General features: G+C 70.7%; 10 protein-coding genes. 5 read left to right on the top strand and 5 right to left on the bottom strand.

Annotated features, from left to right (window positions below):
* Positions 1-18: 18 nt before the first annotated feature.
* Positions 19-1,704, bottom strand: coding sequence for a PucR family transcriptional regulator (locus tag ACIBM5_RS28645; protein ID WP_396009400.1), 1,686 nt, complete (start codon positions 1,702-1,704; stop codon positions 19-21).
* A 277-nt stretch (positions 1,705-1,981) separates the two neighbouring features.
* Between ACIBM5_RS28645 and ACIBM5_RS28640 the strand changes: the two genes are divergently transcribed.
* Positions 1,982-2,968 (top strand): hypothetical protein, encoded by a 987-nt coding sequence (locus tag ACIBM5_RS28640; RefSeq protein ID WP_396009399.1) that lies wholly within the window; start codon positions 1,982-1,984, stop codon positions 2,966-2,968.
* Between the two features lie 85 nt (positions 2,969-3,053).
* Here ACIBM5_RS28640 and ACIBM5_RS28635 read toward each other — a convergent pair whose 3' ends face one another.
* Positions 3,054-3,902, bottom strand: a complete 849-nt coding sequence (locus ACIBM5_RS28635; RefSeq protein ID WP_396009398.1) for an SAM-dependent methyltransferase — start codon at positions 3,900-3,902, stop codon at positions 3,054-3,056.
* A 239-nt stretch (positions 3,903-4,141) separates the two neighbouring features.
* Between ACIBM5_RS28635 and ACIBM5_RS28630 the strand changes: the two genes are divergently transcribed.
* Both ACIBM5_RS28630 and ACIBM5_RS28625 read left to right on the top strand, forming a co-directional pair.
* Complete coding sequence (locus ACIBM5_RS28630) at positions 4,142-5,146, top strand: GlxA family transcriptional regulator (RefSeq protein WP_396009397.1); 1,005 nt, start codon at positions 4,142-4,144, stop codon at positions 5,144-5,146.
* A 120-nt stretch (positions 5,147-5,266) separates the two neighbouring features.
* The gene (locus ACIBM5_RS28625; RefSeq protein ID WP_396009396.1) at positions 5,267-5,890 is read left to right on the top strand and encodes an isochorismatase family protein; all 624 of its coding nucleotides are present in this window, start codon (positions 5,267-5,269) and stop codon (positions 5,888-5,890) included.
* 74 nt (positions 5,891-5,964) lie between these two features.
* Here the strand turns inward: ACIBM5_RS28625 and ACIBM5_RS28620 are convergent, their stop codons facing one another.
* Positions 5,965-6,627: an O-methyltransferase gene (locus ACIBM5_RS28620; RefSeq protein ID WP_396009395.1), complete on the bottom strand. Its 663-nt coding sequence runs from the start codon at positions 6,625-6,627 to the stop codon at positions 5,965-5,967.
* Positions 6,628-6,724: 97 nt separating this feature from the next.
* Here ACIBM5_RS28620 and ACIBM5_RS28615 point away from each other — a divergent pair, with 97 nt between their 5' ends.
* Complete coding sequence (locus ACIBM5_RS28615) at positions 6,725-7,390, top strand: TetR/AcrR family transcriptional regulator (RefSeq protein ID WP_396009394.1); 666 nt, start codon at positions 6,725-6,727, stop codon at positions 7,388-7,390.
* A 114-nt stretch (positions 7,391-7,504) separates the two neighbouring features.
* On the opposite strand, the gene ACIBM5_RS28610 is transcribed toward ACIBM5_RS28615, so the two are convergent.
* Positions 7,505-10,216, bottom strand: a complete 2,712-nt coding sequence (locus ACIBM5_RS28610; RefSeq protein ID WP_396009393.1) for an immune inhibitor A domain-containing protein — start codon at positions 10,214-10,216, stop codon at positions 7,505-7,507.
* A 636-nt stretch (positions 10,217-10,852) separates the two neighbouring features.
* Here ACIBM5_RS28610 and ACIBM5_RS28605 point away from each other — a divergent pair.
* Positions 10,853-11,116, top strand: a complete 264-nt coding sequence (locus ACIBM5_RS28605; RefSeq protein ID WP_396009392.1) for a hypothetical protein — start codon at positions 10,853-10,855, stop codon at positions 11,114-11,116.
* Between the two features lie 45 nt (positions 11,117-11,161).
* On the opposite strand, the gene ACIBM5_RS28600 is transcribed toward ACIBM5_RS28605, so the two are convergent.
* Entirely contained in the window at positions 11,162-12,100 is a 939-nt protein-coding gene (locus ACIBM5_RS28600) for a phosphotransferase family protein (RefSeq protein ID WP_396009544.1), read from the bottom strand.
* Positions 12,101-12,456 lie beyond the last annotated feature (356 nt).

Below are 12,456 nucleotides of genomic sequence, written 5' to 3'. Positions count from 1 at the left end.
CCGGGCGGTGGGCCTCGGCTACCCCTCGACCCGGGCCGTGGCCGACACCGCGTCGGCGACCTCGCGGGTCGGATCGCTCGGGCGCGGGGTCATCAGTCGCAGTTGCAACTGGACCGCGAAGCGTGCCGCCGGGTCCTGGAGGTCGATCCGGCCGACCTCGGTCATCCGACGCATCCGGTAGCGGAACGTGTTGGGGTGCACGAACATGCTCGCCGAGGCGGAGGTCACGTCGCCGAAGGCGTCCAGCCACGATCGCAGCGTCTCGACCAGGCTCGTGTTGTGCTTGGCGTCGTAGGCGACGAGTCGGGCCAACGGACCGACGAGTTCGTCGCCGTTGGCCACGGCGAGGTCGCGCACCTCCAGGAGCAGGGCGTCGATGTAGACGTCGGCGATCGAGGCGACCCGCCGGTTCACATGTCCGCCGACGAGCACCCGCAGGGCGCGGTCCGCGTTGGTGCGCGAGCGGCGCAGCGCGGCGGGTTCCTTCGCGATCGATCCGATGCCGATCAGCGCCTTGACCCGGTCACCGGTGCGCTCCAGGAAGTTCGTGGCGATCTGCACGGTGCGCTCGCGTCCGTCGGCCGGATCGCCCGGTGCCGGCAGGACGGCGTAGGCGACATCGCCCAGGAGGGCGACGGCCGAGCGCGGTTGCACGGCGTTGAGGTGGATCGCCAGGGCTCCGGCCAGCCGCTGCCGTTCGGCGGTCAGTTGTGCATGGTCCACGCCCGCTCCGGGGGCCAGGCCCAGGGCCAGCACCACCGTGGGCTCGTGCACCAGGCCCAGGCGGTCGAGGGCGTCCACGGCGCCGGGGCCGCCCTCCAGCACCGTGGTGACCAGGTCGGCGCGCAGCCGGTGCTCGAAGTCGGCGCCGGCCCGGTGGCGCAGCAGGTGCAGGGCCGCGAGTTCGGCGGCCTCGCGGAACGCCGTGGCGCGTTCGGGGCTGAGCGGCTCGCGCACGGCGGCCCAGATCGACCCGAGGATCTCGTCGCCCGCCCGGATCACGATCGCCACCCGCGCGAGCCCGAGTTCGTCCTCTTCGAGGGTGGCCGGGGCGAAGAACACCGGTTCCCGGCTGCGGTACAGCTCCTTGAAGACGCCGCGGGCGGCCATGATGCGCAGGTATTCCTCGGGCACTCGACGGGCCAGGATGGTGGCCACACGTGAAGGGTCGGCCTCGTCCTGTCGGCCGGAAAAGGCGAGGACGTGCGAGCGACGGTCCTCGATGGTGATCGGCGCGTCGAGGAGGGTGGCCACCGCGTTGGCGAGCGCGAACAGGTCCCCCGAGGGGATGCCGCCCAGGGTCGGCGTGCCGGCGTCGCCGACGTCGCCCTCGGTGAGCAACGTACGCAACAATGCCGCGAGTTGGGCCCACGACGCACCCCGGGTCAGCGCCAGCAGCGCCACTCCCGCGTGTGCGGCGGCGGTGGCGACCACGGGGTCGGGGTCGATCGGCCCGCGGACGATCAGTGCGCCGACGTCGTGGGTGCCGAGCGTGTGCAGCAGGCGGGCGATCTCGGCGGGCCCGTGCACGGCGGGGCCCAGGACCACGGCGTGCTGGGGGTATTGCGGTTCGTCGTGCGGATCGTGGATGACCACCCCGCCGATCTCCTCCACGGTGTCCGGATCGCCGTGGATCAGGTCGAGGAGGGTGGGGCCGAATTCTTCGAGTACGCGGCCCAGGCTCCTGCGGGAGTGCGTCGTCACGTGTGGGTCACCTCTGTGGGACGGAACCGAAACGGTCCTCCGATTTCGTACGCGGGGACAACAATAGGCACATCCACGATGACCTCCCGGGGCACCGACGGTGACGACGTCCGCTTTGCCGGGTTTCGTCGGGATGCGATGCGCGGCCGGTGCCGCGCGAAGGCCCGGGAGCGCCGGCCGGCGACCGCCGGAGCCCGGTCCTCGCCACGGAACCCACCGGGCGGGTGGTGCGTCACACCGGCGTCGCGCAGGGTGTGCGGCGTCTCGGAGGTGGACCGTGTCCGTTCCCGCACCACGACTGATCGTCACCCTCGCGGTCGCGCTGCTCGCCGCCACCATGACCGGGTGCGACGCGAAGCACGACGACGGCGCCGGTGCGGGTGCCGGTGCCCCCGCGGCGACCGGCCACGACGTCGACGAAGCCGTCGCGCGGGGACGACGGGATGCCGAGCAGGCCGCCGACCGCTGGGAGGCGGAGCGCGCGGCGGACAAGCCGCGCTCGTTCGTCGTCCGCGGCGGCCTGCCCACCCAGGTCGGCAATTGGGAGCCGAACAACCAGGCCTTCAAGCTCGCGCTCGCCGACGGCTGCTTTGCCCCGCCCGCACCCGGGGTCCTCCCCCCGACACCGGTGGACGGCGAGGTGCGCTGGGCGGACGGGGTCGTCCAGCGCCGCCCGGCCACGGCACCGCTCCAGGGCTACGGGAAGTCCGTACCGGCCGAGCTGAAGTCCCGGTGCGGAACGGCGCAGTCGCCCCGGCTGACCGTCACCTCGGTCTCCGCGACGACCCGGACCGTGCAGACCACCGAGGGCGCCGCGACCGTCCCGGCCTGGGAGATCACGTTCGCGGACACCTCCGTACGGGTCATCGACCTCGCGCTCACCGACGACCCACCGCCGGACCTCGGCCGCTCGATCGAGAGCGGGAGCACCGCGACCGTGGGCGCGGACGGCCGCACCGTCACCGTCGGGTTCGACGGCTCGCCGGACGGGCCCGGCCCTTGCGGGTCCGACTACCGACCGGTGGCCGTACAGCGCGACAGGGTCGTCGCCGTGGCGGTGGTCGGCATCCGCAAACCCGGGCCGACGGTCGCCGCCGACGGCGTGCGCATCGCGTGCCCCATGGTGATGGCCTCGCGCACGGTGACGATCACCCTCGACGCACCGTTGGCAGGCCGCGCCCTGATCGGCACCGCCGGCCTGCCGCTCCTCCCCCCACCGACGCGGTCGACACAGCCCACGCAGCCCGCTCCAGCGAAGGGCTGACGCGGGATCCGACACGGCGGCGCGGCCGGTACCCGGACACGCCTTCACCCTGTGCGGCATGGGCCGCAGGGGCCGCAGGGGCCGGTCACGCGCGTTTGACCGCCACACCGCCGTACATCGCGATGTCCCGATCCCGCACGGGCGGGGCGTCGTGGTCGGGCCGCCAGTGGTGGACCAGGGTCACCCCGGGGTCGACCAGGTCGTAGCCGTCGAAGAAGGCGAGGGCCTCGGCCCGATCCCGGATCTGCAACGGCATGCCGCGCGCGTTGTACTCGCGGCCGACACCGCCGACCCCCACCGGGTCGGTGTCGCCGGTGAACACGGTCAGCACCAGGAAGCTGCCGGGCACCAGTTCGTCCATGAGCCGGCGGACCAGTCCCCGCGGGTCGTCCTCGTCCAGGACGAAATGCACGATCGCCACCAGCGACAGCGCTACCGGCTTGCTCAGATCCAGCACCTCGCGCAGCTGCGGCGCGCCGATGATCGAGTCGACGTCCCGCAGATCGGCGTCGACGTAACAGGTCCTGCCCTGGACGGTGCTCGACATCAGGGCCCGCGCGTGGGTCAGCACGATCGGGTCGTTGTCGACGTAGGCGACCCGTGCGTCGGGCGCGATGCCCTGCGCGATCTCGTGCACGTTCGGCGAGGTGGGGATGCCGGTGCCGATGTCCAGGAACTGCCGGACCCCGTACTGCTCGGTGAGATGGCGCACGGCGCGGTTCATGAACGTGCGGGTGGTGCGCATCGAGATCGGCAGGGCCGGCCACGCCTCCACCGATGCCTCGGCGGCCACCCGGTCCGGCTCGAAATTGGTCTTGCCGCCGATGAGGTAGTCGTAGACCCGGGCCGAATGCGGTATGTCCAGCCGTAAGTCCACCATCGGCTGGTGCTCGTCCTGCGGTTCCCGTCCGGACATCCACTGCTCGTCCGACATCCTTCGCCTCTTCCGTCCGTCTGAAGGAACAACACCAACTGCCCTTCGGGTCAGCCGTCTTGGGCATGCTAGCCACGCTCGCCGAAGGACCCCACGGCTCCCCTGTCCCAGCCGCTCGCCGGACGCCGGCGCTCGCGCCATACGGGGTGGTCGCCGGTGCGGTGGGTGATGACGTGCATGTCCGGATGTGACAGTCGGGTGTCATTGCGGTCATGGGTGGTGCTGGGGAGGATGGAGACATGTCCTTTTCGCACCGGGTCGTCATCGCGGTTTTTCCCGATGTCGATCTTCTCGACGTCACCGGTCCGGCCGAGGTGTTCGCGCTGGCCAACGAGGAGATCGATGGAGGGATCGCGGGCCGTGCCGGGTATCGGGTTCGGCTCGCCGGGCCGGTTGCGGGTGCGGTGCGTACGTCGGCGGGGGTGCGGCTGCTGGCCGACCTGGCCTTCGACGAGGTCGGCGACGACGTGGACACGTTGTTGGTGCCCGGCGCGGTGGAGGTCACCGACGACGGTCCCGTGGCCCTGATCGATCCCGATGTCGTGGCCTGGGTCAAGGAGACCGCCCCGCATGCCCGGCGGGTGGCATCGGTGTGCGTCGGTGCGCACGTCCTGGCGGCGGCCGGCCTGCTGGACGGCAAGACGGCGACCACACACTGGTCGACCGCCGCCCAACTCGCCGCCGAGCATCCGGCCGTCGCGGTCGACCCGGATCCGATCTTCCTGCGCACCGACTGCGGCCGACTGTGGACGGGTGCCGGAATCAGCGCCTGCCTGGACCTCGCGCTCGCCCTGGTGGCCGAGGACCTGGGCGAGGAGGTGGCGCTCGCGGTGGCCCGACAGTTGGTGATGTACCTCAAGCGACAGGGCGGGCAGAGCCAGTTCTCCGTACCGCTGAGCCGTCCCGCCTCCGCCCGCCGGGACATCGACGCATTGCGGCTGTGGATCGCCGACCACCTCGATCAGGACCTGTCCGTGGAGGTACTGGCGGCCCGGATGTGCCTGAGCGAGCGGCACTTCGCCCGCGTGTTCAAGCAGGAGACCGGTGCCGGTCCCGCGGCGTACGTCGAGGCCGCCCGGGTCGAGGTGGCCCGGCGCCTGTTGGAGACCACCGACGATCCGCTCGACCGGGTCGCCGGCGCCGCCGGGCTCGGCTCGGCGGAGACCCTGCACCGGGCGTTCAGGCGGCAACTCGCCACCACGCCGGCCGCCTACCGTCGACGCTTTCGCACGCGGACCCACTGACCTTCCGGACCGATCGAAATCCCCTGCCGATACCCGGCACGGCGGACCACTCCGCCGTGCCCGGTTCCCGGCCGCCCGTTTCCCCGAGCCACACTCCCCTATCGAAAGGCACCACACGCGATGAGCACGAACCAGCCCTCCACGACCCTGCGCGACGTCATCGGCCTGGACAACGAGCCGCCGAGGCCGGCCGGCTCCGTCCTGATCATGGTCGACTTCCAGAACACCTACCGCACCGGCGTCATGGCCCTGGACGGCGCCGAGGACGCCCTCGCGGCGGGCGCCCGCCTCCTGGCCCGTGCCCGCGCCGCCGGCGCCCCGGTCGTGCACGTGCTCAACGACGGCGGCGAGAACACCCCGTACGACATCCGCGCCCACATCGGCGCCATCAGCGACGAAGTCGCCCCGGTGGCCGGCGAGGCGGTCGTGGTCAAGGAGTTCCCCGACTCCTTCCACCGCACCGAACTGGAGCGGATCCTGACCGACCTCGGCGCCGCACCGGGCAGTGGCAAGGACCTGATCATCGGCGGCTTCATGACCCACATGTGCGTCGGCCACACGGCCCAGGGCGCGTTCAACCTCGGCTACCGCCCCACCGTCGTCGCCGAGGCCACCGCCACCCGCGCCCTCACCGCCCCCGACGGCACGGTCCTGTCCGCCGCCACCCTCCAGGCCGCGGCGCTGACCACCATCACCGACCTGTTCGGCACCGTCGTCCCCACCGTCGACGCCCTCCCCGCCTGACCGGCGCGCCGGCAGGCGGGCCCGGGCCACGCGCGGGTGGGTGGCCGGCCAGGGCGGGCCCGTGCGGTGGTCGGTCAGAGGCGGCAGCTGATCTCCAAGCCGTCCTCGACCGGGAACGTCACGTTGTGGTAGCCGTTCTCCGGGTTGCGCACGTAGTCGAGGTAGGGCTGCAGGCTGCTCAGGACGATGTCGTCGGCCACGACGAGCGTGCCGGGTCGCAGTCGCGGTTCGAGCAGTTTCAGTACCGGCAGGCACAGGTCCTTCCAGCCGTCCAGCAGCAGGAAGTCCGCGGGGCCGTCCAGGTCGCGGAGGGTCTCGCGGGCGTCCCCCTCCAACACGGTGATCAGGTCGTCCAGGCCGGTCTCGGCGAAGGTGCGGCGCGCGGCGGCGATCTTGTCCTTGCTGAGTTCGGTGGTGACGACGCGTCCGGTGCCGTTGTCGCGTACGGCCGCGGCCAGATACAGCGTCGAGATGCCGAAGGACATGCCGAATTCGACGATCGTGGTCGGGCGTACGGCTCGGACCAGGTTGTAGAGCAGTGCTCCGGCTGCGGCGGAGATGGGCATGTAGATCTCCGCCGCGGCGTCGGCGTGCTCCAGGGGTGACAGCGGCCCCCGTCCGCCGGGCAGTTCCGCGTCGACGCGCGCCGCGACCGCGTCGTCCTGTTCGGCGTGCGCGAACATGCGATCGAGAGCCGTGCGGACGCGCGGGTCGGCAAGCGTGTGTGTGTAGGTCATGCCTCCTAGAGTAGACGCAACGTCTCGTCGTTTCTAGATGCAATATTCTCGACCCGCAGGACGAGACGACACAGGACGAGACGACAGGGGAGGCGAGATGGCATCCAGGACGCAGGGCACCAGGGCGGACGGCAGCAAGGCGGACGACACCGGGGGATCCGTACGGCAGCACCACGGCAACCGACACGGACGCAGCGAACAGGCCCGGCTGGCGGTACTGGAGGCGGCCGACGACCTGCTCGCCGAGAAGGGGTTCGCCGGCGTCACGATGGAGGGCATCGCCGCCCGGGCCGGCGTGGCCAAACAGACCATCTACCGGTGGTGGAGCACCAAGACCGACGTCCTGATGGACGCCTTCCTCCAGGACGCCATCGAGGACCTCACCCCGCCCGACTCCGGGGACCTCGCCCACGACCTGCGCGACTACCTGCGCCAACTGGCCCACTTCCTGGGCAGGTCCGACTCCGGAGCCGTCTTCCGCGCGCTGATCGCCCAGGCTCAGCACGACCCGGCGTTCGCCCGGGACTTCCGCTCCCGCTGGCTCGACGCACAACGTGGACGCGACCGCCTTCCGCTCGAACGCGCCATCCGCGACGGCCGGTTGACCGCCGACCTCGACATCGCGAGCGAGACGGATCAACTCGTCGGCCCGCTCTACTACCGCGTCCTGGTGACCGCCGAACCGATCGACGACGCCTTCACCGACGGCCTCGTCGACGCATTCCTGCGCCGGCACGGATCGACCGCTCCACCGGCCCTCTGAGCGATCCGGATCGACCGCCGGCACGGCGGCCCGCCCCTTCGGGCATGCATCGGCCCCCACGACCACAACCGGGTCGTGGGGGCCGATGTCGCACCCGTGCTCGTGCGCGCCCGCCTACTTGCGTGCGGGCACGATCCACACGACGGCGCCCTTGTCACCCGACAGCGGGTGGACCGGGAACACGGTCACGCCGTATGCCTTGTCCCATCCGGGGTTTCCGGAACCGAGCACCGAGGAGAAGAACGGCTTGCCGTAGTTCGCGTAGTCCGGCGAACCGTCCGCCTTGGTCACCCTGGTCGAGTACGGAGCCCGCGCCGGCACCACGGTCGAGCCGGTGGCGTCCTTGGCACCGAAGCCGGTCGCGGTGGCCTCCGCACCCGGGGCGTAGCCGAGCGAGTCGGAGAAGAACCGCACCGGCTCCTGCTTGGCGAAGGTCGCGCAGTGGTCGCCCGCCCTGCGGCACGCCCGGAACCCGGCCGTGTCCTTGAAGCTGAACGCCGCGTTCGCCGACTGCACCCGGGGTTCGAGGTTGGCCGCCGAGTTCGACGGCGCGTCCGGGAACCGGTAGGGGTTCGGGTTCGCGTCGACGAGGAGCAGCTCGCCCTTGGCTCCCCACGACGGGGACTTGTCGATGTTGTCCAGGACCCCGTTGTTCGGGTACGAGCTGTCCCGCAGCCACACCAGCAGGCCCGGCGCGTTGTACGCGAGCTTCTCGCGCTTGCCGTTCTCGCCGAACGTGTAGGTGTACTTCAGGCCCTGGTCGAAGCCGGACATGTTGCGCCATTCGAGCAGGTAGTACCGCTCGCGGCTGAAGGTGCCGTCGCTCTGGACCCAGCCGGCGCCCTTGGTGCCCGCGCCGACCGAACCGCCCTGCGGGGTCCAGCCGTTGTCACCCTGCTCGACGTCGTCCGACCACACCGTCGTGGTGCCGTTGGTGAGCGAGAAGTCGTCCGCGACCCAGCCCTTCTCCTGCGTCGCCGCGTCCGTGTCGACGCCGAGGCGCAGCTTGATGTTCCTGCCGGCGTACGGCGTCAGGTTCACCTGATCATGGCGCCAACCGTTGCTGCTGCCGGTCAATCCGGTGCTCTTGTGGAAGCGTCGGAGGTTGCCGTTCGGGTCCGGGTAGTCCGGCGGGGTCGACACGAGCGCGCCGGCCTCGTTGCGAACCTCCAGCTGCGTCCACGTGGTGCCACCGTCGGTGGACACCTCGACGAAACCGAAGTCCCAGTCCTCCTCCAGGACGTAGTCGCTCCACCATTGGAACTTCACGTCGGAGCCGGCCGGGACCGCGATGTCGCGGACGAGCTTCACGTCCGCCCAGTCCTGGTCGTTGCTCGAATACCACGCCTTTTGGCCGCTGTGCGGCGTGCTGAACCTGGTCACCTGGTCCGGGAGGTTCACCCGGACGGCCTGCTTGGTGCCCTTGGGCGTCTTGGCCGCCTGGCCGAGCGTGGCCAGGGCGGGCCGGTCGCCCACCTTCAGGACCTCCGGTGTCAACCAACCCAGCGTGTACTTGGACCACGCGCTCATGTGGGCGGGCATCGACTGGAACAGCGGGCCGGAGTGGGACCCGTTCGCCATCAGGTCCCAGAAGTTGACGTCCGACGCACCACCGGGGACGCTGCTGAAGTTGTCGTACAGGTCCGGCAGTCCGAGGTCGTGGCCGTACTCGTGGGCGAACACGCCCACCCCGGAGTCCTCCGGCTGCACGATGTAGTTGGCGACCTTCAGTCGGGTCCCGGGAACCGTGTAGCCACCCGCCACGGCGCTGGAGTGCGCCCAGATGGCATAGCTGCCCTCGGCGCCGCCGCCGGTGGACTTGTCCTTGCCGGAGTGCACGAGGACCAGGTGGTCCACCACACCGTCCGGCTCCTGCGTGTTGCCGTCGCCGTCGGCGTCGCCGATGTCCTCCTTGTCGTAGTCGGCCCACGGGAAGTTCGGCTGACTGCGCGCGAGTTCGTTCACCGCGTCGGTGGCCAGCGTCTCGGCGCCGCCCGGATTGTTCGGGTGTCCGCCCATGTCCTGCTCGCGCTTGCCGCAACGCCCGGCGCCGTACCACGCCTCCGAGTGCGGCACCTTGATCCACGAGGTGGCGGTGCCGGACACGGTGTACTTGCCGCCGGACATCTCCTCGTACATGTTCTTCATCGTGTAGCCGGAGACGTCGATGCCCGGCTTGCCGTCGGGACCGGTCAGGTCCGGACGCATGCGTTCGGTGATGCCCTGCTTGGTGTAGAGCATCTTGTTGAAGTGTTCCGGGCTGAAGTCCTTGACCCACGGCGTGTTGTTGTCCTGCCCGGTGAGCGCCGGGTCGGGAATGGTGTTGTGCAGGGGTCCGTTCTTGATCGTGCCCGGCGGTTCCACCACGCAGGAGGCGTCGCTCACGCTCGCCCTGCGGTTGAATCCGGAGAAGTCGTCGTTGGCGTTCTCGTTGAACTCGACGAGAATCGTCAACAGTTTGGCTTCCTGCCTGGCACCCGGTGCCAAGCCGCTCTTTTCGGCCCTGAGCTGCTCCGGGCTCTTGCCCGTGCGCTGGGCTTCGGCCTCGAGAAGGCGCAGTTGCGATGCCGCGCGCGGGTTGCCCTCGCGTTCCTTGCTGCCGCCTCCCGCTTTGGCCTTGCGGGACTTGTCGGCGGCGGTCTGCTCGGCATCGATGCGGCCGTCGGGGCCGATCTCGGCCTCGACGGGGTTGAAGTACCGATCGTCGGGGCCGGGGTTCCATACCGCCTTGGTGGTGTCCACACGCGCGGCGGCTGCGGACGAGGTGACGCCGGGTGCCGCGGTCAGTCCCGTGACCGCGAGGAGCGAGACGGACAGTAGCGTCACCGGGCCACGCAATCGCCGGATGGCTCGTGGCGGAGTTCCGCCACGTCCGGGTATCGCTCGACTCAAGATGGTCTCCCTTCCGCCCGGAAGGTGGTTCCGGACGCGAAGCGACGCCGATCAGGGTGCTGTGGTGCCGTTGTGCGCCCACGACGTCGAGCTGTTTCGGCAGAACCCGACGCCTGCTCCCACCAACCGTCGGGTCACGGCGACCGGTGGGAAATGGGCCGGGTGACCGGACCCTAGAGGCGTGAGTGACGGCAGAGGCAGGGGAAGCCAAAGGTTCTTTGCGAACTCTTTGCTCAGCTATCAACGAGGCGTGCCCTGCGCAGTGATCGCGCCCGTGCCGATCGGCTAAAATTCGCCGCCGCGAAATCGCCCCGCGCCCGGTCGCAGCCTCAAGTGCCCTGTCGACAGCCGGATTTCGTCCTCCGAGGCAGATGTTGCCGGCACCGTGCCGCGCGCGGCACGCGGTTCCTGCGGGGAGTCGACTTTCGTATCTCCCACGGTCATCCTTCGCGCCGTCACACCCAACTTTCATCGGTTCCGCGCGAGTCGGGCCGCTGCCATCCTGGACCGGTCCGGCGCGCCGTGTGCGTTCGGCGCACCGATCCCGATCCCGCCACCGACACTCGAAGGATGGACATCCTCGAAACACACGGCACGATCTCGCTCCCGGATCGGGGCGAAGTCGAGGTCACGCTCGACCTGTACGACCCGCCCCGCACCGACGACGTACTCCCCCGCGGGTGGACCGCGATCATCATCTCCGGTCCCGACCTCACCGTCGGCGACCGGGGCCTGCTCTTCCTCGACGCCCAGGACGGCCTGATCGCCAACCCCTTCATCGTCGTGGCGAGCGCCGACCGCACCACCCGGATCAGCGGCCACGAGCCGCCGTGAAGGAGCATCCCCACCCCCGCACGGGCCGGCGTCGCCCGCGAATCCCTATTCGGCCGAGACCAGGTTCAGCGCCTCGTTCAGGTTGTGTTCGGCGATCTCCCGCATGAACGCCCGGTCGGGGAAGTCGCCGTCGAGCAGCCGCAGCGGGCCGGCCGTCAGGGACAGTCGTTGGGCGAGCATGTAGAGGGCGAGCCGGTCCTCGTCCAGGCCGCCGACCGCGAGTCGCCGGTAGTCGTCGTGCAGCCGGATCCGCAGGAACACGTGCTCCCACTCGACGTCGAAGTACATCAGGTCCTCGATGTCGATCAGCACGGGCCGGCCCTCACGGTCCACCAGTACGTGGTCCAGCCCCAGTTCGCCGTGCACGACCGAATACTCGGCGCGCGGTTGCACCGCCGCGGCGAGCTCGTGCAGCCGCTCGTGCAACCGGTCCCGGGCCCGCGCGATCCGGTGGTCGCGCGAGGCCGCCTCGGCGAGGCAGCGCAGCGCGAAGTCGAGCACGGCCGTCTCGCACGACATTCCGCGCGACGTCCCGCCCCTGTCGACCAGGTCGACCTTGCCGTAGGCGGGCGCACGGTGGCCCCGCATCGCTGCCAGGCCCTCCGCGAGACGCGCCATCGTCGGCTCGGCGGCGTGCGGGTCGCGTTCGAACAGGTCCATCAGGTGCTCGCCGGGGAAGTCCTCCACGACGGCCAGGTCGGCCGGGTAGTGGGTGCGGTCGCGGTCGACCAGGTGGATCGTCGGGACCCGCAGACCCAGCGAGTCCAGTCGCGCGTGGGCGGCCTCGAACAGGTCGAGCCCGACACCGGGTGAGAACGGATCGCTGACGTCGTCGTCCCCCTCGGCCGCCGGCCAGTAGTTCTCGGAGTCCGCCCACAGATAGGCGATCGCCGACGTCGCGTCGTCCATCGTCAGGCGGTACACGCCTTTTCTGGTGCCACCGGTGAGCCGCTCCACCCCGTGCAGCCGACGCCCACCGCCCATCGCGGCCCGCGCCGCCCCCGCCAACAGATCCCGCGTCACATTTCCGGGCGCCACGTGCGACCCACCTCTCCGGCTCGACAACCGAAGCACCCTATGCGGGCCGGCACGCGACGCCGAACGATTTATCCGGCCAAGTGGCCGATGCACCGGGGAGGTTCACCGGAAACCGAAAGGAAACCGGTACCGAGGGAAGCCGATATCGGCCGCGCCCTCGGCCCGGTCGGGCCGAGGGCGCGGCGAGGGCGCGGGCGTGGGGGGGGGGGGCGGGGGGGGCGGCGCCCCCGCCGCCGGGCGGCACGCCCGCACCAACGCCACGCGGAAAACACTCACCCCGCCCGCCGCCGCGCAGCTCCAAC

Origin of the sequence: Embleya sp. NPDC050493 (genome assembly GCF_044458105.1) — a bacterium.
Lineage (GTDB): Bacteria > Actinomycetota > Actinomycetes > Streptomycetales > Streptomycetaceae > Embleya.
The sequence above is the reverse complement of the archived record's forward strand: the minus strand, read 5'-3'. Positions and strand labels throughout refer to the sequence as shown.